Raw genomic sequence first — 18,649 nt, forward strand, 5'->3', positions numbered from 1 at the left:
GACATCGCACAGGCCCTTGCCGCTCGGCGGAGCCCTGCCCGGATAAACAGGACGGTCGTCCTGTTTATCTGCTCGAACCTAAAGCCAATCCAGACGCCCGTCCTGCAGCCTGAGCACCCGGTCCTGCCGCACTTCCAGGTTTGCCGCTTCGTGTTCGGAAACACCCTTGACCATCCGAAACAGGGTCCGCACGACGCCACCATGCGTGACGCAGACCGTCTGGCGGTCGAGCGCGTCGAACCACGGCTTCACCCGTTCGAGCAGCATCTGGTAGCTTTCGGCGCCCTCGCCCGGCGGCTGGAAATTCCATTTGTTGCGCCGTCGCGCCTTCGCCGAGCCCGGCATTCGCGCATCGAGTTCGGCATAGGTAAAGCCCTGCCACTCGCCAAAGTGCACCTCGACCAGACGCGGGTCGGTGCGGTAGGCATCGGGATCGAGTTGCATCGCCAAGCGTAGCCGCTGCATCGTCTCGCGCGTCCGCTTCATCGGGCTGGCGACAAAGTCGAAATCCTCAGGATTCTGGATCAGTTCGGCCAGCCGCCGTCCATTGCGGGTCGCCTGCTCGCGGCCGAGCGCGTTGAGATCGGTGTCGGCCTGGCCCTGCAGCCGCGACTCGGCATTCCACTGCGTCTGGCCATGGCGCACGATGTAGACGAGCGGAACCATCAGGTCTTCCGGAAATCAGGACAGGCAGGCGGAAACCGCGGCAGAACTATTCCTTGACGGTCGAAATATCCGGCGCGTCGACCGCCTTCATGCCGACGACGTGATAGCCGGAATCGACATGGTGCACCTCGCCGGTGACGCCACGCGACAGGTCCGACAGGAAATACACGGCGGAATCGCCGACTTCTTCCTGGGTGACGGTCTGCTTCAGCGGCGAATTGTATTCGTTCCACTTGAGGATGTAGCGGAAGTCGCCGATGCCCGAAGCAGCCAAGGTCTTGATCGGCCCGGCCGAGATGGCGTTGACGCGGATCTTCTTGCCGCCGAGGTCGACGGCGAGATAGCGCACGCTGGCTTCGAGCGCGGCCTTGGCGACACCCATGACGTTGTAATGCGGCATGACCTTTTCGGCGCCGTAATAGGTCAGCGTCAGCAGCGAGCCGCCATCGGTCATCAACGCTTCGGCGCGCTTGGCGATGGTGGTGAAGGAATAGACCGAAATGTCCATGGTGCGCAGGAAATTGTCGCGCGTCGTCTCGACATAGCGTCCGGTCAACTCGTCCTTGTCGGAAAAAGCGATGGCATGGACGAGGAAATCGAGCTTGCCGCCCCAATGCTTGGCGACATTGGCAAACACCTCGTCGAGGCTCGCCGGATCGGTGACATCGCAATGACCGGCGACAAAGGCGCCCAATTCCGCAGCCAGCGGCTCGACGCGCTTCTTGAACGCCTCGCCCTGATAGGTCAGCGCGATCTCGGCGCCATGGTCGACGCAGGCCTTGGCGATGCCGTAGGCAATCGATCTGTTGTTGGCGACGCCCAGTATAAGGCCGCGCTTGCCGGCCATAAGGCCCTGTCCACCCGCCATGTCAGCGCTCTCCGAAAGATTTTCTGCTTTGGAGTGCCTATCGCACAGGCAGAAAGGCGCATCAAGCGCAGACGGGGCGCGCGTTCAATTCAGACACTCGGCGTGACAACGAATGGGGGATAATAACGTTGTTGTGAGATTTGAACGCCTCATTGCGGCCAGCGCGCCTTGATGGCCCAGGCCCGGCCGACCAGCCGAATCGGCTGGTCGGCAACGCATCGGCCCTATCCAGCCATTTTGCGCCAGGGAATGAGCATTCCCACCTGCTTGCGGTAGAGGCGGTACTGGTCACCGAACATCGCGACGAGATCGCGTTCCTCGAGGAAGATGCCGAGCAGGATGTAGCCGGTGCTGCCCGCCGCGAACAGAAGATGGCCCCATGTCATCGACGGCGTCGCCCAGAAGGCCAGGAGAAAGCCGACATAGAGCGGGTGCCGGACCCATTTGTAGAACAGCGGCGTCCTGAACACGGGCGGCGCCGGTTCGCTCTTGCGCAAAGCGGCGAGAACCTGGCGCAAGCCGAACAGTTCGAAATGGTTGATCAGAAAGGTGCTGGTCAACAATACCGCCCAGCCGAGCCAGAACACGCCATGGATGACGGCGACCCAGACCGGGTTCTCGACCGTCCAGACGAGACCGGGGATCGGCCGCCATTGCCAGTAGAGCAGCAGCAGGATGAGGCTGGCCAGAAGCACATAGGTGCTGCGTTCGGCCGCGTGCGGGACAATCCGTGTCCACCAGCGCTTGAAAACCGGCCGCGCCATGATGCTGTGCTGGGCGGCGAAAAGGCCGAGCAGCAGCGCATTGACGATGACGGCTTCGACCGGACTTCCAGCGACTCCGGAATCGATGGATTTCGGCACGACCAGGTTGCCGACGAAACCGACCGCATAGAGAAACGAACCGAGAAAAATCAGGTATGCGGCAACGCCGTAGATAAGGGTGATTACGCCCGCCATGAGTGCCCTCCATGCAAGCATCAGGATTCGGTCGGTCGACCGAATTCAGCGTCAAAAACCATAAATTTTCTGGCGAGTCAACTTGATCGGTCGCTCGACCGAGATAGAGTGGAGGGACGTCCAGCCCCGGACAGGAGAAGCTATGATCCGCCCAGATTGCATCGCTACCAGCGGCAGCCACGCCGCATGACGGACGCTGCCGAAGCCGTTACCCCGCCGCAGAACAAGCAAAAGCGCGACACGCGCGCCGAACTGATTTCGGCTGCCGAGTTATGCCTCCATCGAGGCGGTTATGCCGATCTGTCGACGCGCCGCGTTGCCGAGATCGCCGGCGTTCCGCTCAGCCAGATCCATTACCATTTCGGCTCCAAGGAACGGCTGTTCCTGGCCCTGCTCGACCATCTGAACGAGGGCCTGCTGAAGCGCCAGGCGGAGACTTTTGCGGCACCTATGCCGCTGTGGCAACGCTGGGAGCGCGCTTGCGATTTCCTCGACGATGATCTGGCGTCCGGCTATGTCCGGATCCTGCACGAGATGATCGCGGCAAGCCTGTCGAGCCCCGAGATCGCCAAGGCGGTGCGCCGCGACCTGCGCGGCTGGTTCGAACTGCTGGACGGACTGGCGCAAGAGGCGGAGCGGCGGTTCGGCGGCCTCGGGCCATTCTCCGCCGCCGAAGTGACCAGCCTGGTCAGCGCCGCATTCCTCGGCAGCGAGACGATGATCCTGCTTGAGATCGAGAGCCCGCATGTCCCGGTGCGGCAGGCGTTGCGCCGCTTCGGCGAAACCATCCGGCGGATGGAGGAAGCAGCGCCCGGCAGCTAGCCAGCCAAGTCGGGCCGCGTCAGCCTTTGCGGCTGCGCATCAGCGCTTCGAGTTCGCTGTCGCCGCCTTCCGGCAGCATGATGCGGACATGGGCGTAGAGATCGCCATGGCCACCCGCTTTTTCCGGCAAGCCCCTGCCCTTCAGGCGCAGCACCTTATCGGAGCTCGACCAGGCCGGAATGTTGACCGCCAGCCTGCCGGTCGGCGTGTCGACCGGCACCTTGGCGCCCAGCACCGCGTCGGCCAACGCTACCTCCAGATCGGCATGCAGGTCACGGCCCTCGATGCGGTAGCGCGGGTGCCTGCGGATACGGATCTTGACCAGCGCATCGCCCGGCTGTCCCGGCCCCTGCTCGCCCTGGCCCTTCAGCCGGATGGTCTGTCCGTCCTCGACATAGACCGGCAGCTTGACCGCAATCTTGCGGCCGTCGGGGAACATCGCCGTCACCTTTTCTGCGGTCGCTATCTCCTCGATGGTGACGTCGAGCGTGACGTTGAGATCGGCGGCGGTCGCCTGCTGGCGGCGGTCGCCTGTTCCGGCGCCACGCGCGCCTGAAAAGGCGTCGCCGAAGATCTGGCTGAAGATATCGCTGTTGCCGTCGAACGGATCGCCGCCCGGACGCCCGGATCGGAATTCGAAGCGCGGGCCGCCGGCGCCCTGCTGGCGGCGGAAGCCACCGAACGGATCGCCGCCGCCGGCTGCGCCCTCGAAGCCCTGGAATTTCGGCTTGCCGTCGGCGTCGATCTCGCCGCGGTCGAAGGCCGCACGGTTCTTCTCGTCGCCGACGACCTCATAGGCCTGATTGGCGGCGGCAAAACGGTCCTTGGCCTTGGGATCATTCGGATTCTGGTCCGGATGATACTTTTTGGCGAGCTTGCGGTAGGCCGATTTTATGTCCTTGGCCGATGCGTTCTTGGCAACGCCCAGCACCTCATAGGGGTCGCGCATGCGTCCTGCCCTGGAAAATGAGTTAAATCCACGTTGGCCCTTATATGCGCTCCCATAGGAAGAAATTCCAGTGGCGCGCAGGCTTATCGAGGCTGAAATTGCGGCGCCCGCAAACCCTGGAAAATCAGAGCGGTTTGAAGTCCTGCATGTGCCAGCCGCCGGCCGCGGCGATGCACAATTGGCCCTTGAACAAAGTGACGCCGTCGAAGCTTTCGCGCGAGGCGGTAAAGCTGCGGCAGTCTTGGCCGTTGTCCTGCACTTCGGCGAGTTCGGTGATGGAGCCGCGCGAGCCGGTGTCGGCATTCGCCCACGGCACGGCCTGGCCGCGAAGCTCCTCGATGTCGGCCGAAGACACCGCATTGCCGATCGTGGTCTGGTCGGAAGCGCTGTCGGCGTCCGTCGATGTCACCCTGGCCGGCGCGCTTGAGGTGACGATGGAACGATCGACCTCGGCCTTTTCCAGGCTGAAGCCGCCGGCGCCGCAGGCGGCAAGCGGCAGTGCGATAATCACGATCACGGCTTTCGAACTGGCCGAAGCGATAACGCTCCATTGCCCGCTGTCAAAAGCTTGCGCGATACGCGACAATCGGCAACCTCCTGAAGCTCGAGACAATTTGAGAAAAACTATGAGTGACACTGAGTTAACAAGTAGTGACTTTACCGAAGCCGCCGAGCCGTTCCGGCTCTTTGCTGAGTGGCTGGAGGACGCCAAGAAAAGCGAAATCAACGACGCCAACGGCGTAGCACTTGCAACCGTCGATGCCGACGGCATGCCGGATGTGCGGATGGTGCTGCTCAAGGGTTTCGATGAAAGCGGCTTTGTCTTCTACACGAATTTCGAGAGCGCCAAGGGCCGCGAGATTCTTGGCAGCATGAAGGCGGCGATGTGCTTCCACTGGAAATCGCTGCGCCGCCAGGTGCGCATACGCGGTCCGGTGGAGATCGTCAGCGACGCTGAAGCCGACGCCTATTACGCGACGCGGCCGCGCGGCAGCCGGATCGGCGCATGGGCTTCGAAACAGTCGCGGCCGCTGGAAAGCCGCTTTGCCCTGGAGAAGGCGGTGGCCGAATACACGGCGCGCTACCCTATCGGCGAAATCCCGCGGCCCAAGCACTGGTCGGGCTTCCGCATCGTGCCGCAGGCGATCGAGTTCTGGCACGACCGGCCATTCCGGCTGCACGATCGGCTGGTCTTTTCGCGCAACGCCGAAGGCGGCTGGGACAAGACACGGCTTTATCCCTGAGGAGAGGTTCAGGCCTTCTTGCGCGTCATGAAGGCCGTCAACGCGGCGCGCGCTTCGTCGGACTTCAGCCGCTCGGAGAAATGCTCGCTCTCCACCTTGATGCGGGCGACAAGCTCGTGGCGCGGGGCGCGCATCAGGTCACGAGCGATCTTCAGCGCCTGCGGCGGCTTGGCGGCGATCGCGCCGGCCGCTGCGAGTACCGCGGCTTCTAGCCCGTCCTCCTCGACCACCTCATAGATCAGGCCGGCGGCCTTGGCGCGCTCGGCGGAAAAACCTTCGCCCAGCCCAAGCAGCGCGAAGGCGCCCTGCCTGCCGAGGATGAGCGGGGCCAGCAGGCTGGAGCCCGCCTCCGGCACCAGGCCGAGGTCGACGAAGGGTGTGCGGAACACCGTGCGCGGCGTGGCGAAAGTCAGGTCGCAATGCAAATTGAGCGTGGTGCCGATGCCGACCGCAATGCCGTCGACGCCGGAGACCATCGGCTTCTCCGTTTTGGCCAGCGCCATCAGGAAGTCCCAGACCTCGTTGCCGCCCTCACCGCCGGTGGCGATGACCAGGAAATCGGCGAGATCGTTGCCGGAAGAGAAGGCGCCAGAAACACCGAGGAAGATATGGACGCGAACCGCCGGGTCGGCATCGCCATCGGCCAGCGCCTTGGACATTGTCGCGTACATGGCGCGCGTCAGTGCGTTCTTCTTGTCGGGACGGTTCATGCGGATGATCTGGATGGCGCCCTGGCGCTCGACGAGGATATGGTCTGTCACGGTCATTTCCCTGGTGAGCGCTGTGGTATTCAGGCCGATATCAGCGCCTTGCCGGCGGCGGCGAGGCTCTCGGCGCCATCGATTACGCGTTCCTTCAAGGCGCTGACTTCGCCGAGCAGGTTTTCGGCGAAAAAGCGGCAAAGGGCGATGCGGCTCTGCTGGGCAAGTCCGCCACGCGCCAGATAAGCGCCGCCGGCAGCAAGCGAGATCAGCCTGAGATAGGGGGTCGCACCGGCTTGCGCTTCGTCCAGACGGCCGTCGGCCAGCAGCTTCTGCAGGAAGCGCGTCGCCTCGGTGAGATCGTCGAACGCCTGGTCAAGCGCTTCGGCGGTGCGGCCGAAGCCCCGCAGGTTCGAGGTCCGCACCTCGTCGGCGATGGCCTTCAGTTCGGCGATATAGCCGTGCACATGCTCGCCGCCGCCAAGCGGCAATTTGCGGGCTACAAGGTCGATCGCCTGGATGCCGTTGGTGCCTTCATAGATCGGCGCAATGCGGGCGTCGCGATAGAGCGCGGCCGCGCCCGTCTCCTCGATGAAGCCCATGCCGCCGTGGACCTGGACACCCAGCGACGCAACGTCGACGCCGATATCGGTGGAAAAGGCCTTGGCCAGCGGCGTCAGCAGATTGGCGCGATCGCGCCAATGCGCGGCCTCCTCGCCTGTCGACACACGCGCGAAGTCGATGGCATAGGCGCAGGAATACGAGATGGCGCGGGCGATCTGGGTCAAAGCCTTCATGGTCAAGAGATTGCGCTGCACGTCGGGGTGATGGACGATCGGCGCCATCCCGGCGCCTGAAAAGTCCGATGCCTTGCCCTGGCGGCGCTCATTGGCATAGGCGATCGCCTTCTGCGTCGCGGCTTCTGCCACTGCCACGCCCTGCATGCCGACGCAAAGCCTCGCGTTGTTCATCATGGTGAACATGCAGGCGAGCCCCTTGTTCTCCTCGCCGATCAGCCAACCGATGGCGCCGGGCGCAGCACCCTGGAACCCGTCGCCATAGATCATGGTGCAAGTCGGCGAGGCATGGATGCCGAGCTTGTGCTCGAGGCCGGAACAGAAGACGTCGTTGCGGGCGCCGAGCGAGCCGGCATCATTGACCAGGAATTTCGGCACCAAAAACAGCGAGATGCCGCGCGTGCCGGCCGGTGCGTCGGGCAGCCGCGCCAACACCAGATGGATGATGTTGTCGGTGAAATCATGCTCGCCATAGGTGATGAAGATCTTTTGGCCGAAGATGCGGTAGGTGCCGTCGCCGGCAGGCTCGGCGCGGCTGCGCAGGGCTGCGAGATCGGAACCGGCCTGCGGCTCGGTCAGGTTCATCGTCCCCATCCACTCGCCGGAGACGAGCTTTGCCAAATACTTTGCCTTCAGCGCTTCGGAGGAATGCTTGTCCAGCGCCTCGACGGCGCCCATGGTCAGCGTCGGGCCGATGCCGAAGGCCATGGCGGCGGAGTTCCACATTTCGAGCGCGGCCATGCCCAACATGGTCGGCAGGCCTTGGCCGCCAAATTCTTCCGGCCCCGACAGCGCGTTCCAGCCACCGTCGATCCAGCTGCGGTAAAGCGCCTTCCAACCGGGCGGCATGGTCACGGCTGCATCCTTCAGCATCGCGCCGTGTTCGTCGCCGATCTTGTAGAGCGGCGCCACCTCCTCGCTGGCGAAGCGGCCGGCCTCGGCCAGGATGGCGTCGACAAGGTCTTCGCCGAGGTCCCCGAACGCGCCGCTGTCGAGTGCCGGCTTGAGCCCGGCGACATGCTTGAGCGTGAACGAAATGTCGTCGACCGGGGCCTTGTACATGCCGCTTCTCCTCCGCTGCTCCGATCGCTCGATCCTAGGACCCGGGCCGATGCAAAACCATCCGCCTCTGGGCGGCCTCCGGCCTTCTTTTTACGTAAACGTCAAACTTTGTCACGCGGATTTTCATCGAACTTCGTCGTCCACAGGTGGAGAGGGAGCGTAGCGGACGCCGAGTACCATGTCGCGACCTCGCGCTAGGGCGCAACGGTGCAGAATTCTGCGCCGTGGCAACGCTTCGAAGTCGCGGAATGCATACTATGGTCCGCCCCGCGTCGCTTCGCTCCTTGCTTCGCCATAAAATGAAGAAGTCGCGAGAGCGACAGGACTCCTGCCCGAAAGCACTTCCTTAACCATACCGGTCCACCATCGGTGTTTGGTCAGCGGGGATCCCCTGTTTGAAAACGCCGGCGCATCTTCTTCGCCGCTCAGCGATCGCTCTCGCGGCGATGATGGCGCTGACGTCAGCGGCTACAGCCTCGGACTTTTCCGAGCCTTGGCGGGATGGCGACCGCGCGCTGGTGGTCGACGCCTATGAATACAATTCCATCGAGTGGGCGCAGCTTGCCACCGACAAGCGCATTGTCGGCTTCATCAACAAGGCCTCCGACGGGCTGCCGCCGCCCTATTTCTGCTATGGCGACGAGATCGCCGTCAAACTCTGCAAGACGCTGTGGAAACGCTTTGCGGTGACGCGCGAGCTGTTCCAGACGCGCAAGGTGGTGGCCAAGGCGCTCGGGCTGAAATGGGGCGCCTATCATCTTGCCCGGCCCGGCAACCCGCTCGAGCAGGCCAACAGCTTCATCGACTTCGCCGAACCGGCGGCGGACGATCTGCTCGCCCTCGATCTCGAAGGCAACGACCCCTCGCAATGGATGTCGCTCGAGGATGCCGAGGAATTCGTGCGCCAGGTGCACCGGCGGCTCGGCCGTTTCCCGATCCTCTACACCAACGGCAAGACCGCCCAGTACATCGCCGACAACCGCTACCAATACCGTCTGCTGTCGCGGCTGCCGCTCTGGTATGCGCGCTACAAGCCCGACATCGACGTGCATTTTCCGATGGGCAACTGGCAGGGCTATGCGCTGTGGCAGTTCTCGGCGCAGGCCAATTGCGGACGCCTGCGCTGCCCCTACCGGGTCGCCGGCACGCCCAACGATATCGACGTCAACGTCGCGCCGATGGACGCGGCGGCACTGCGCCAGCAATGGCCCTTCGGCGGCCTGATCGACGTGCCGCCCGACTACCTCGCCTCGATACCGGTGCCAGTCTCGCGCGCAGCCGGGCTCGCCGGAAAAGTCACCATCACCTATGCCGATGTGGCGACGCCACCGACGGTCGAGGAGATGGTGGCGGTGCTCGGCGCGCGCTGGCAGACATTCCGCACTGCCTTCCGCATGCCGGTGGTCAAGATGGTGCCGCGCCGCGCGCGCTTCGGCATTGCCGAGTATGTCGCCTGGAAGCGGACCACGTATCGTTCGGAGGCTCTGCTCGAGGCCGCCTTCTCGCAGGCCGCCGACCCGGTCAGCACCGCTTCGACGGAACTGGTTCGCGAGCGCTGAGGCTTATGTGGCGGCGCTGGCATTTTCCCGCGCCACCGCCTGCCAGCCTATGTCGCGGCGGCAGAAGCCTTGCGGCCAGTCGATACGGTCGAGCGCGGCGTAAGCGCGGCTTTGCGCTTCGCCCACCGTCTTGCCTGATGCCGTGACGTTGAGCACGCGGCCGCCATTGGCGACCAGCGCGCCGCCATTGATGGCGGTGCCGGCATGGAAAATCTCAACGCCTTCGCCAGCGGCTTCGTCGAGACCCCGAATGACCGAGCCTTTTTCCGGCGTCCCGGGATAGCCCTGTGCCGCCATCACCACGGTCAGCGCGGCATCGTCGCGCCAGCGGATCGAACTGTGCGCCAACTGGCCGTCGACGGCGGCGTTGAGCAGCACCAGCAGATCGTCCTTCAGCCGCATCATCAGCACCTGACACTCGGGATCGCCGAAGCGGGTGTTGTATTCGATCAGCTTCGGCCCCTTGTCGGTGATCATCAGCCCGGCAAACAGAATGCCGGCGAACCGCGCGCCAAGCTCGGCCATGCCGCGCATGGTCGGCTCGACGATCTCGCGCATGGTGCGCTCGACCATTTCGGGGCTCATCACCGGCGCCGGCGAATAGGCGCCCATGCCGCCGGTGTTGGGGCCGGTATCGCCATCGCCGACGCGCTTGTGGTCCTGCGCGGTGCCAAAGGGAAGTGCGGTCGTGCCGTCGCACAGGCAGAAGAAACTCGCCTCCTCGCCGGTCATGAATTCCTCGACTACTACCTCAGCGCCGGCGTCACCGAATGCGCCGTCGAAACAAGCATCGAGGGCGGCGCGCGCCTCGTCCAGCGTCATGGCGATGGTGACGCCCTTGCCGGCGGCAAGCCCGTCGGCCTTGATGACGATCGGCGCGCCGACCTTTTCGACATAGGCTTTCGCCGAGGCAAGATCGGTGAAGCGGCCATAGGCGGCGGTCGGGATGCCGTATTTGGCGCAAAGGTCCTTGGTAAAACCTTTCGAGCCTTCGAGCCGCGCTGCCCGCTTCGACGGGCCGAAGACGCGGATGCCCTGCTCACGCAGATCGTCGGCAATGCCGGCGACCAGCGGCCCTTCCGGCCCGACGACGACGAGATCGATCGCGTTGTCCTGGCAGAAGCTGGCAACAGCGGCATGGTCGGCGATGTCGAGCTTGACCAGTTCGGCCTCGTGGGCGATGCCCGGATTGCCGGGCGCGGCATAGAGCCTGGTCAAAAGCGGCGAGGCCGCGATCTTCCAGGCCAGGGCATGTTCGCGGCCGCCGGAGCCGATCAACAAAACGCGCATGCCGATGTCCCTTGTCATTTCACGACAGGGACTGCGCTATTGCGCTGCGCGGCGCGGGTCAAGACTTTTGGTCCGCTGCTTGCCGGTTGCGCACGGCAACGTCGCACGCACCGGCAAGCCGAAGCAGAAGCGCGGCTCTCGCGACTCAGCTCTGGTAGACAACCGGAAACCAGTCCTCGCGCAGTTTCTGGCCGGGCTTCATGTCATGGCCGGGATAGGGCGGCGAGGTGCGGCCGGGGCGCTCGACATAGCGCACATCGTCGCCGACCCAGCGCAGCGACAGCGCCCGGCGCCGCGCCGAGGTCAGATTGCCGCGCGCGCCGTGCGCAGTGCGGAAGTCGAACAGGATTGCGTCGCCCGGCTCCATCTCCCATTCGAGCACCCTCAGCGACGGGTCGTTGTCGGGATCGGGCACCGGCCGATAATCGCCCTCGCCGGCGTAGAAATTGTCATCGTTCAGCCAGCGCACCGGCAGCACCATCTTGTCCCATTTGTGCGAGCCGGCGATCAGCCGCAGCGTCGCCTCCTTGACCGGATCGATCGGGATCCAGAAGCTGACGGTCTGGCTGCCGTCGACGAAATAGTACGGAATGTCCTGATGCCAGGGCGTCGGCTTCTGCGTGCCCGGCTCCTTGACCAGCACATGGTCGTGGAAGAACTGGGCGCTACGCGACTGCATCGCTGCCGCCGCGACTTCGGCGGCCGGGGAATTGCGCACGACGTCGACGAATTCAGGAATGCGCTCCCAGTTGCAATAATCGTCGAAGAAGCTGCCCTTGCCATTGGCGATGTCGGACGCTGCGGCGCTGCGGTTTTGCATGTTGCGCTCGATGCCGGCGGCGATGGTGCCGACCCAGTCCTTGAAGACGCCGCGGACGCAGACCGCGCCGTCGCGCTGGTAGTCGGCAATCGCTGCGGCGTCGATGTGTCTGGCGGCCATCTCATGTCTCCCCTGTTTCGATGACCGACTTCGCAGCCGCCGCACATCGCGTAAAATAATAACTTCTCATCTCTCTTATAGTCTTGACCTATGAACCTTACCCTCACCCAGTTGCGTTACCTCGTCGCCGTTGCCCGCCACGGCAGCGTCACCGCGGCCGCCCGGATGCTGAACGTCTCGCAGCCGTCGATCTCGGTGGCGATCGACAATGTCGAAGCGGCGCTCGGCCAGAAATTGTTCGTGCGCCAGCGCGGCAGCGGCATCGCTTTGACCTCGTTCGGCGGCAGCGCGGTGGCGAAGGCAAAGCAGGTGCTGGCCGAGGTGGATGAACTGGTTGGGCTCGGGACGCGTGACGCCGATGTCGGCGGCGAGCTGGTGCTCGGCTGCTTCGAGGATCTGGCGCCCTATTTCGCGCCGGCGCTGATCCGCGCTTTTTCGCAACGCTGCCCGGCGGTCACCGTGGTGGTCCGCGACGAGACCTTCGAGACGCTCGGCCGGCGGCTCGGCGATGCGGCAATCGATCTCGGCCTGACCTACGATCTCGGCCTGCCCTCGCACTTCGCCCGCACCCTGCTGCATGAGCTGCGGCCACACGCGCTTCTGCCGCAAGGCCACGCGCTGGCCAGCCAGGCCAGCGTCAGCCTGGCGGAGCTGGCGACCCATCCCTTGATCACCACCGACCAGCCGCATAGCTGGCAGCATATGCTGGACCTGTTCCTCAGCCGCGGCCTGTCGCCGGTCTCGCAATCGACGGCGAGTTCGTTCGAACTGCAGCGCAGCATGGTCGCCAACGGCTTCGGCGTCGCGGTGAGCTACACCAGGCCTTATGGCGACAGGAGTTATGACGGGCTGCCGCTGGTCTGCAAGCCGCTGTCCGATCCGCTGCCGATGCAGCGCATCATCCTCACCCATGACACAAGGCAAAGGCTGTCGAAGGCGGCGCTGGCCTTCACGGAGGTGGCGAAGGAATGGTTTGCCAGCCACGATATTTTCACCGCCTGAGCGACAATGCGGCCGCTTGACGGCGCACGCCGCTGCTGCCACTCCAGCACGATGGAAACCATCCAGTCGAAAGCCGCACAGGGCCGCGTCGCCGACGCGCCGAGCGGCCATTGGGTCTACAAGATATTGCCGCGCTGGCTGTGGCCTTACGCGCAGCTTGCGCGCTGGGACCGGCCGATCGGCTGGCAATTGCTGCTGTGGCCCTGCTGGTGGTCGGCAGCGCTTGCGGCCAGCGCCTATCCGCGCGCAAGCGACCCGCTGCTCACATTGCTCCCGTCGCCATGGTTCCTGTTCCTGTTCTTCGTCGGCGCCGTCGCCATGCGCGGCGCCGGCTGCACCTATAACGACATTGTCGACCAGGACATCGACAACAAGGTCGAGCGCACCCGTTCGCGGCCGCTGCCGGCCGGCAAGGTGACGCGCCGCCAGGCCTGGATATTCCTGGTCATCCAGGCGCTGCTGGGGCTGGTCGTGCTGTTGCAGTTCAACGACTTCGCCATTCCGCTCGGCATCGCCTCGCTGGTCATCGTTGCCGTCTATCCCTTCATGAAGCGCTTCACCAACTGGCCGCAATTGGTGCTCGGGCTCGCCTTCTCCTGGGGTGCGCTGATGGGCTGGGCGGTCGAGTTCGGCGATCTCGATGGCCCGGCCGTCATGCTCTATATCGGCTCAATCCTGTGGGTGATCGGCTACGACACTATCTACGCGCATCAGGACAAGGAAGACGACGCCATTGTCGGCGTGCGCTCGACGGCGCGGCTGTTCGGCGACAACACCAAGACCTGGCTGGTCGGGCTTTATGGCGGCACGCTGGTCTGCTTTGCCATCGCCTTCGCCTCGGTGCAGGCGCCGGTGGTGGCGCTGGCCGGGCTGATCGCCGCCGGCGCGCATATGGCGCGGCAGATAGCGGTTCTGGATATCAACGATCCCGATCAATGCCTGCGGCTGTTCAAATCGAACAACCAGGTCGGCTGGCTGATCTTCCTCGGCCTGATCGGCGGTGCGCTGTGGGTGGCGCTGAAGCCGCTGGTGTAGGCTCCCTCTTCCTTCTCCCCTTGTGGGAGAAGGTGGATCGACGCGCAGCGCCGAGACGGATGAGGGGTGCTCCAGCGGAGTGAGGCGTTGGCGTTCCCTGGAACACCCCTCATCCGTCTTGCCGCTTCGCGGCAATCCACCTTCCCCCACAAGGGGGGAAGGAGAAGAGCGCTCTATTCTCTCGAAATAATCTCCTGGCCATCAATAACCAGCCTCAGCCCGAGGTCGCCGGCCCTGCGGCGGGCGAGGAAGCGTGGGCGGCGCGTGGTCGAGACCCGGCCTTTGCGGCGATCCTTGGCCGGCAGCGCCTTGATGGCGGCGCCCAGCGATTCCTCAAGCGTGCGGGCAATTCCGTCGGATTCGATCAAAAGCATCTGCAGCCGATAGGCATCGGCCCAGGCGCGCCAGTCGGCGGCGACGTCTTCGAGATCGTCGGCCACCAGCAGCGGCACCGACAGCATCGGGTCGTTGTGCAGGAGTTCCAGGGTTACCGTGACATTGCCTTCCGGATCCTCCATGGCGCGGGCGGCAACGCCGCGAAACGCGTTGGCGGGCAGAGCGATGATCGCCGGCACGCCGCTCATCTCGAGCGTACGGCGGATGACGGCGCCACGCTGGTCGATGGTGAAGGTTACGTCGCCATAGTCGTCGCGCGTGGCATAGCTCACCACTTGCGGCAGGCGGAATGGGTCAAGACGCATATTGCGCCCGGCCCAGACGGGCTTCAGTACACTGTTCATCTACTGCCTTCCTGTGTTTCTCCTGAGAGCCGTTTTGCGGGTCTCTCCGGGCCGGTTTTCCCTGCCTCGTTGTGGAGAATATTAGCGCGGGCTCCTTACCGCCCGGCTTAAGAAAGTCAGTTAAATTTTGCTGATCTCAGTGGATGGTTATCGGAATGAGACCAGCCACTAGATGTTGAAAGGATCAGATAACCTTACCGGGATTCATGATCCCGGCCGGATCGAAGGCCGCCTTCACCCGGCGCATCAGTTCGATCGCCATTGGCGGCGCGGTCGCGATCAGCTCGTCGCGCTTCAACTGGCCGATGCCGTGCTCGGCCGAGATCGAGCCGTGGAAGGAGCGCACAACATCGTGCACGGCATGGTTCATGGCGTGGTAGAGGCCGAGAAACGCTTCGTCGTCACCGCCCTCCGGCCGGGAGATGTTGTAGTGGAGATTGCCGTCGCCCATATGGCCGAAGCAGACCACGCGCGCCTGCGGACTGACCGAAGCCACTGCACCGGCCGCCTTTTCGATAAACGCCGGGATGGATGCCACCGGTACCGAAATATCATGCTTGATCGAAGCGCCTTCGGGCTTTTGCGAATCCGGCAGCACCTCGCGGAAGTTCCAGAACGCGTCGCCCTGCGCCAGGCTGGCCGCGATCACCGCGTCGCCGACGATGCCTTGCTGGAGGCCTGCCGACAGCACTTCTTCGATCAGCCCCCTGGCGTCCTCGGCCGAACGGCCCGACGACACCTGCATCAACACATACCATGGCCAATCCTGCGCCAGCGGCCGCGTGACGCCCTGCGCATGGCGCAGCGTGAAATCATAAGGACGCTGGCCGATCAGCTCGAAGGCGGTGAGTGCCGCCCCTGCCCGGTCCATCGCCAGGCTGAACAGCGAAAGCGCTGCTTCCGGCGACGACAGGCCGGCAAAGGCCACTTCGCGCCCCTTGGGCTTGGGAAACAGTTTCAGCACCGCCGCGGTGATGATGCCGAGCGTGCCTTCGGCGCCGACGAACAGGTTCTTCAGATCGTAACCGGTGTTGTCCTTCTTCAGTTTGCGCAGATCGTCGAAGACTTCGCCGGTCGGCAGCACCACTTCGACGCCGAGGCAGAGTTCGCGCGCATTGCCATAGGCGAGCACGCCGGTGCCGCCGGCATTGGACGAGAGGTTGCCGCCGATTTGGCAGGAGCCCTGCGCGGCAAGCGACAGCGGAAACAGCCGGTCGGCGGCGTCGGCGGCTTCCTGCAGCGTCTGCAGGATGACGCCGGCTTCGACGGTCACCGTGTTCGAGAAGACGTCGATCTCGCGAATGCGGTTCAGCCGCGACAAAGAAAGCACGATCTCGCGGCCGGAGGCATCCGGCACCTGGGCGCCGACCAGCCCGGTGTTGCCGCTTTGCGGCACGACCGGCGTTCCCGTCTCGCTCGCCAGGCGCATGATCCGGCTGATCTCGTCGACGCTGCCGGGACGCAGCACCAAGGCGGTCCTGCCGTGCCATAGGCCGCGCCGCTCGGTCAGATACGGCGCAATATCGGCCTGGTCGCGCAGCGCATATTTGTCGCCGACGATTGCCGCGAAGCGGGCGATGGGAGCGGGATCGAGGTCGAAGGGTGCGTCGTTCATGGGCGCAAACTATGGCGCTCAATCGAGCTTGTCACGGGGGGCAGCGGCACGAAACAGCCGATCGTTGATCGCCTCGCCGAGCCCATCGAACGGGATCGGCTCGACGGCGATCGTCGCCGCACCGCTGCGGTCGAGTTCCTGCAAATACGCGAACAGATTGCTTGCGGCTTCGCGCAAATCGCCTGACGCGGACAGGTTGCGCAAGGCGGCCGCCGCTTGCCAGCCTTCGGCGCGGTCGCCACCAAAGGCCAGCAAGGCCTCGCCTTCAGCCACACTCTGTGCATCGAGCCGCACCGATGCGCGCGGCGCATAATGCGACGCCAGCATGCCGGGCGCCTCGATGCCGGCTGTCGCGCCGCGCTGCAGCTTAATGCCGGTGACGGCCTCGATATCGGCGGCAGCGATGCCGCCTGGCCTCAGCAGCCGCACGCTGTTGCCTTCGACCTTGACGATGGTCGATTCCAGCCCGACCGGGGTGGCGCCGCCATCGACCACCAGCTGGATTTTGGCGCCGAGATCGGCCGCGACGGCTTGCGCCGTCGTGGCGCTGATCTTGCCCGAAGAGTTCGCGCTGGGCGCGGCCAACGGCCGGCCGAGTCTGGCGATCAGCTCGCCGCCGAACCCCCTGGGCATGCGCAGCGCGATCGTGTCCAGCCCGGCGGTGACCAGCGGATGGATGCCGTTGCCGGGTCGGAGCGGCAGCACCAGCGTCAGCGGCCCCGGCCAGAACGCCTCGGCCAGCCGCTTCGAAAGCGGGTCGAAGATCGCAATGCGCTCGGCCATCGCCAGATCGGCGACATGGGCGATCAGCGGGTTGAAGCGCGGCCGGCCCTTGGCTTCGAAAATGCGGGCGACGCCGACGCCATTGGTCGCGTCGCTGGCCAGTCCATAGACGGTCTCCGTCGGGATGGCGACGACGTCGCCGCCCTCAAGCAGCGCCAACGCCTGCTCCATCGCTTCGCCGACGGATAGTATCTCAGCCACTCGCTTCACCTCACAGGCACCGGACCTAAAGCGCGTCGCGCTGAACCGGATTCATGCGACGCGCTTTAGGTCTTTGTTTTGATGCATGTCGTTCTCTCAAAACCGGGGCCACTTTTGAGCGACATGCATTAGAGCGGTTCAGCGGTTCGCTGAAACGCTCTAAGTATTTGTTTTTGCGCAATTCCGGACGGAAAACCGCTACTCACTTTTCCTGGAATTGCTCTAATACGGCAGTGGTTTTCGGGCAAGCCGGCGTTGGCGAATTATCAATGCCTAAAATGCTACGTTTCCCTGCAAGCCGGCATCAATCCACTGGGGTTAAGGCTATTTGCGGTTAGGGCTGGCGGCTTGTCGGGCAAGGGGACGGTTTCGATGTCGATGCGTGTGCTTGGAGCGCTTGGTTTCACCCTGGCGGCGATGACCGGTGGGGCGCACGCCTCGTCGATCGTCTTTTTCGGCGTCTCGACCTCGACGCCATCGGTCATCAAGGTTGGCGGATCCGAACCGGTCAGGACCGCCTCGACGCCATCGATCGTCGCTCTCGGCGATGCCCAGCCCGATGTGACTTATGAAAAGGTCGCGGCGATCCCCGAAAAGCCTAGGCAGGATCCGATGATCATTCGCGGCGGCATCGTCGGCGGCGCCTTCGCCGCGCCGGCTCCGGCCAGGGCGAGCGCCGCGGCGCCGGCAACTGAGCCGACGGCAGAGACCGCACCAGCCGGAACTGCAACGGCATCGAACGGCAAGCCCGAGTCGCAACCGGCAGCGCCGCAGCCGGCAACAACACCGCAGCAGCCGATCGAGGGCGTCGGCAAAGCCGAGTAGGCCATTCAGCCAAAACAGTCGGCCAAGACAGTCGGCCAATCCATGCCGCTTGACGCCAATCGACAGCCCGGCGCACGATCGGCTTGGCGGCGGCGGCCCCAATTTCGCCAATCGGTTTTGGCATGAGCGCGCCGGGTTGTAGGAGAGCGAGGGGTTATCATGAACATAACGAAATCTTTGATTATTGCCGGCCTGTTGCTGGCGTCACCTATAGGTGTCGGCGGCGCGCAGGCCGGTGACGAGCTAGGGTCCTACGTCGCGCGCATTTCCGATCGCGACCACCATGCCAGCGACGGCTATGAGCTGAGTAGCGCAGCACAGATGGTGCGGCAGGACCGTGCCAACTGGCACAAGTTCCACCGGCGCGATGCCGACGACCAGGGCGATGACTGGTTCCGCAGCAACGATGATCGCGCGTATCTGGAACGCATGCTGAAGCGCGGTGGCGCGATGAGCTCCTCGACACGGAACGCCATCGTCAATGGCGAGCCGCTGATCCAGGTCGACGTCTATTCAGACAGCGTGCATGTCAGCATTTTGGAGGACTGACGGAGTCAGCCTCGGGAGGACTGAAAACAAGACGGGCGGCGT

Annotated in this window: 19 protein-coding genes; 7 read left to right on the plus strand and 12 right to left on the minus strand. The window is 64.3% G+C overall.

Going from position 1 to position 18,649, the window contains the following annotated elements; all coding sequences use genetic code 11:
- Positions 1–78 precede the first annotated feature (78 nt).
- The 3 genes from NKH22_RS14835 to mddA all read right to left on the minus strand — a co-directional run bounded on the left by NKH22_RS14835 (position 79) and on the right by mddA (position 2,493).
- On the minus strand, positions 79–666 hold the full coding sequence (locus NKH22_RS14835; protein ID WP_023821027.1) for a histidine phosphatase family protein: 588 nt from the start codon (positions 664–666) through the stop codon (positions 79–81).
- Between the two features lie 46 nt (positions 667–712).
- A complete protein-coding gene (gene fabI / locus NKH22_RS14840) occupies positions 713–1,534 on the minus strand; it encodes an enoyl-ACP reductase FabI (protein ID WP_023727494.1) in 822 nt (273 codons plus the stop codon).
- 224 nt (positions 1,535–1,758) lie between these two features.
- Positions 1,759–2,493, minus strand: a complete 735-nt coding sequence (mddA, locus tag NKH22_RS14845; RefSeq protein ID WP_023692088.1) for a methanethiol S-methyltransferase — start codon at positions 2,491–2,493, stop codon at positions 1,759–1,761.
- Between the two features lie 186 nt (positions 2,494–2,679).
- On the opposite strand from mddA, the gene NKH22_RS14850 reads away from it, so the two are divergent.
- On the plus strand, positions 2,680–3,315 hold the full coding sequence (locus tag NKH22_RS14850; RefSeq protein WP_023692089.1) for a TetR/AcrR family transcriptional regulator: 636 nt from the start codon (positions 2,680–2,682) through the stop codon (positions 3,313–3,315).
- Between the two features lie 19 nt (positions 3,316–3,334).
- On the opposite strand, the gene NKH22_RS14855 is transcribed toward NKH22_RS14850, so the two are convergent.
- On the minus strand, positions 3,335–4,264 hold the full coding sequence (locus NKH22_RS14855) for a DnaJ C-terminal domain-containing protein (RefSeq protein ID WP_023702031.1): 930 nt from the start codon (positions 4,262–4,264) through the stop codon (positions 3,335–3,337).
- Positions 4,265–4,388: 124 nt separating this feature from the next.
- The gene (locus tag NKH22_RS14860) at positions 4,389–4,850 is read right to left on the minus strand and encodes an RT0821/Lpp0805 family surface protein (RefSeq protein WP_023702032.1); all 462 of its coding nucleotides are present in this window, start codon (positions 4,848–4,850) and stop codon (positions 4,389–4,391) included.
- Between the two features lie 28 nt (positions 4,851–4,878).
- Here NKH22_RS14860 and pdxH point away from each other — a divergent pair, with 28 nt between their 5' ends.
- On the plus strand, positions 4,879–5,508 hold the full coding sequence (gene pdxH / locus NKH22_RS14865; protein WP_081725434.1) for a pyridoxamine 5'-phosphate oxidase: 630 nt from the start codon (positions 4,879–4,881) through the stop codon (positions 5,506–5,508).
- 8 nt (positions 5,509–5,516) lie between these two features.
- Here the strand turns inward: pdxH and NKH22_RS14870 are convergent, their stop codons facing one another.
- Entirely contained in the window at positions 5,517–6,269 is a 753-nt protein-coding gene (locus NKH22_RS14870) for a crotonase/enoyl-CoA hydratase family protein (RefSeq protein ID WP_023821025.1), read from the minus strand.
- 29 nt (positions 6,270–6,298) lie between these two features.
- Positions 6,299–8,068 (minus strand): acyl-CoA dehydrogenase family protein, encoded by a 1,770-nt coding sequence (locus NKH22_RS14875; RefSeq protein WP_352909962.1) that lies wholly within the window; start codon positions 8,066–8,068, stop codon positions 6,299–6,301.
- Between the two features lie 446 nt (positions 8,069–8,514).
- On the opposite strand from NKH22_RS14875, the gene NKH22_RS14880 reads away from it, so the two are divergent.
- Positions 8,515–9,627 carry a glycoside hydrolase family 25 protein gene (locus NKH22_RS14880; protein ID WP_032902059.1) on the plus strand — a complete coding sequence of 371 codons (1,113 nt, stop codon included), beginning with the start codon at positions 8,515–8,517 and terminating at the stop codon, positions 9,625–9,627.
- A 3-nt stretch (positions 9,628–9,630) separates the two neighbouring features.
- On the opposite strand, the gene purD is transcribed toward NKH22_RS14880, so the two are convergent.
- Both purD and NKH22_RS14890 read right to left on the minus strand, forming a co-directional pair.
- Positions 9,631–10,917 carry a phosphoribosylamine--glycine ligase gene (purD, locus tag NKH22_RS14885; protein WP_023821022.1) on the minus strand — a complete coding sequence of 429 codons (1,287 nt, stop codon included), beginning with the start codon at positions 10,915–10,917 and terminating at the stop codon, positions 9,631–9,633.
- A gap of 145 nt (positions 10,918–11,062) precedes the next feature.
- Complete coding sequence (locus NKH22_RS14890; protein WP_023698496.1) at positions 11,063–11,857, minus strand: phytanoyl-CoA dioxygenase family protein; 795 nt, start codon at positions 11,855–11,857, stop codon at positions 11,063–11,065.
- A 90-nt stretch (positions 11,858–11,947) separates the two neighbouring features.
- Here NKH22_RS14890 and NKH22_RS14895 point away from each other — a divergent pair, with 90 nt between their 5' ends.
- Together NKH22_RS14895 and ubiA are read left to right on the plus strand one after the other, a co-directional pair.
- The gene (locus NKH22_RS14895; protein WP_023821021.1) at positions 11,948–12,859 is read left to right on the plus strand and encodes a LysR family transcriptional regulator; all 912 of its coding nucleotides are present in this window, start codon (positions 11,948–11,950) and stop codon (positions 12,857–12,859) included.
- 51 nt (positions 12,860–12,910) lie between these two features.
- Positions 12,911–13,894, plus strand: a complete 984-nt coding sequence (ubiA, locus tag NKH22_RS14900) for a 4-hydroxybenzoate octaprenyltransferase (protein ID WP_023727500.1) — start codon at positions 12,911–12,913, stop codon at positions 13,892–13,894.
- A gap of 173 nt (positions 13,895–14,067) precedes the next feature.
- Here ubiA and NKH22_RS14905 read toward each other — a convergent pair whose 3' ends face one another.
- From NKH22_RS14905 to NKH22_RS14915, 3 genes are all read right to left on the minus strand, one after another.
- Positions 14,068–14,634 carry a DUF6101 family protein gene (locus NKH22_RS14905; RefSeq protein ID WP_023743668.1) on the minus strand — a complete coding sequence of 189 codons (567 nt, stop codon included), beginning with the start codon at positions 14,632–14,634 and terminating at the stop codon, positions 14,068–14,070.
- Between the two features lie 184 nt (positions 14,635–14,818).
- On the minus strand, positions 14,819–16,249 hold the full coding sequence (locus NKH22_RS14910; RefSeq protein ID WP_023821020.1) for an FAD-binding oxidoreductase: 1,431 nt from the start codon (positions 16,247–16,249) through the stop codon (positions 14,819–14,821).
- A gap of 18 nt (positions 16,250–16,267) precedes the next feature.
- The gene (locus tag NKH22_RS14915; RefSeq protein ID WP_023709889.1) at positions 16,268–17,233 is read right to left on the minus strand and encodes an L-threonylcarbamoyladenylate synthase; all 966 of its coding nucleotides are present in this window, start codon (positions 17,231–17,233) and stop codon (positions 16,268–16,270) included.
- 372 nt (positions 17,234–17,605) lie between these two features.
- On the opposite strand from NKH22_RS14915, the gene NKH22_RS14920 reads away from it, so the two are divergent.
- Positions 17,606–18,058: a hypothetical protein gene (locus tag NKH22_RS14920; RefSeq protein WP_352909967.1), complete on the plus strand. Its 453-nt coding sequence runs from the start codon at positions 17,606–17,608 to the stop codon at positions 18,056–18,058.
- Positions 18,059–18,217: 159 nt separating this feature from the next.
- Complete coding sequence (locus tag NKH22_RS14925) at positions 18,218–18,607, plus strand: hypothetical protein (RefSeq protein WP_023821019.1); 390 nt, start codon at positions 18,218–18,220, stop codon at positions 18,605–18,607.
- Positions 18,608–18,649 lie beyond the last annotated feature (42 nt).

It is taken from the genome of Mesorhizobium sp. M1252, from assembly GCF_040318265.1.
GTDB lineage: Bacteria > Pseudomonadota > Alphaproteobacteria > Rhizobiales > Rhizobiaceae > Mesorhizobium.

What these genes read in the sequence shown, in the direction of transcription:
- ubiA (WP_023727500.1), top strand. Translation starts at nt 12,911, where the DNA reads ATGGAAACCATCCAGTCGAAAGCCGCACAGGGCCGCGTCGCCGACGCG.
- NKH22_RS14835 (WP_023821027.1), bottom strand. Translation starts at nt 666, where the DNA reads ATGGTTCCGCTCGTCTACATCGTGCGCCATGGCCAGACGCAGTGGAAT.
- NKH22_RS14880 (WP_032902059.1), top strand. Translation starts at nt 8,515, where the DNA reads ATGATGGCGCTGACGTCAGCGGCTACAGCCTCGGACTTTTCCGAGCCT.
- NKH22_RS14855 (WP_023702031.1), bottom strand. Translation starts at nt 4,264, where the DNA reads ATGCGCGACCCCTATGAGGTGCTGGGCGTTGCCAAGAACGCATCGGCC.
- mddA (WP_023692088.1), bottom strand. Translation starts at nt 2,493, where the DNA reads ATGGCGGGCGTAATCACCCTTATCTACGGCGTTGCCGCATACCTGATT.
- NKH22_RS14925 (WP_023821019.1), top strand. Translation starts at nt 18,218, where the DNA reads ATGAACATAACGAAATCTTTGATTATTGCCGGCCTGTTGCTGGCGTCA.
- fabI (WP_023727494.1), bottom strand. Translation starts at nt 1,534, where the DNA reads ATGGCGGGTGGACAGGGCCTTATGGCCGGCAAGCGCGGCCTTATACTG.
- NKH22_RS14910 (WP_023821020.1), bottom strand. Translation starts at nt 16,249, where the DNA reads ATGAACGACGCACCCTTCGACCTCGATCCCGCTCCCATCGCCCGCTTC.
- NKH22_RS14920 (WP_352909967.1), top strand. Translation starts at nt 17,606, where the DNA reads ATGTCGATGCGTGTGCTTGGAGCGCTTGGTTTCACCCTGGCGGCGATG.
- NKH22_RS14850 (WP_023692089.1), top strand. Translation starts at nt 2,680, where the DNA reads ATGACGGACGCTGCCGAAGCCGTTACCCCGCCGCAGAACAAGCAAAAG.
- NKH22_RS14875 (WP_352909962.1), bottom strand. Translation starts at nt 8,068, where the DNA reads ATGTACAAGGCCCCGGTCGACGACATTTCGTTCACGCTCAAGCATGTC.
- NKH22_RS14895 (WP_023821021.1), top strand. Translation starts at nt 11,948, where the DNA reads ATGAACCTTACCCTCACCCAGTTGCGTTACCTCGTCGCCGTTGCCCGC.
- NKH22_RS14905 (WP_023743668.1), bottom strand. Translation starts at nt 14,634, where the DNA reads ATGAACAGTGTACTGAAGCCCGTCTGGGCCGGGCGCAATATGCGTCTT.
- purD (WP_023821022.1), bottom strand. Translation starts at nt 10,917, where the DNA reads ATGCGCGTTTTGTTGATCGGCTCCGGCGGCCGCGAACATGCCCTGGCC.
- NKH22_RS14890 (WP_023698496.1), bottom strand. Translation starts at nt 11,857, where the DNA reads ATGGCCGCCAGACACATCGACGCCGCAGCGATTGCCGACTACCAGCGC.